Origin of the sequence: Cellvibrio sp. OA-2007 (genome assembly GCF_000953825.1) — a bacterium.
Lineage (GTDB): Bacteria > Pseudomonadota > Gammaproteobacteria > Pseudomonadales > Cellvibrionaceae > Cellvibrio.
In genome coordinates this window covers 1-473 of sequence record NZ_BBUL01000001.1, presented here as the reverse complement: position 1 = coordinate 473, position 473 = coordinate 1, and the positions used below count along the sequence as shown (strand labels likewise).

Here is a 473-nt window from a genome sequence, read left to right as displayed (position 1 = left end):
TTAAATGTATTCGCAGCAAATTGAAAATTGAAAGCAGCATCTTCAGTCGCGTTTTGATCGGCGATTGGATTAGCAACTGTGGGCGCATCATTGGTATTGGCAACGGAAATGACAAACGTATCGGTAACGGTGCCGCCGTTGCCATCGTTGGCAATCACGTCAATTGAGATTGAACCCACATCGGCATTCGCAGGTGTACCACTAAAGGTACGCGTCACCGCATCAAAACTCAGCCACGCCGGTAAGGCACCACCACCCGCCAATTGCGCGCTATAGGTGAGCGTATCGCCGACATCAACATCACTAAAGGTGTTAGATGCGAATTGAAAATTAAACACAGCATCTTCAGTCGCGTTTTGATCGGGAATCGCATTGGCAACGGTGGGTGCATCGTTGGTATTGGCGATAACAATATCGAAACTATCGGTAACCGTACCGCCGTTACCGTCACTCGCAATCACATCAATCGATAC

Annotated in this window: 1 protein-coding gene; it reads right to left on the bottom strand. The window is 48.4% G+C overall.

Going from position 1 to position 473, the window contains the following annotated elements:
- On the bottom strand, positions 1–473 hold a 473-nt coding region (locus AWU77_RS00005), incomplete at both ends, for a putative Ig domain-containing protein (protein ID WP_193747457.1).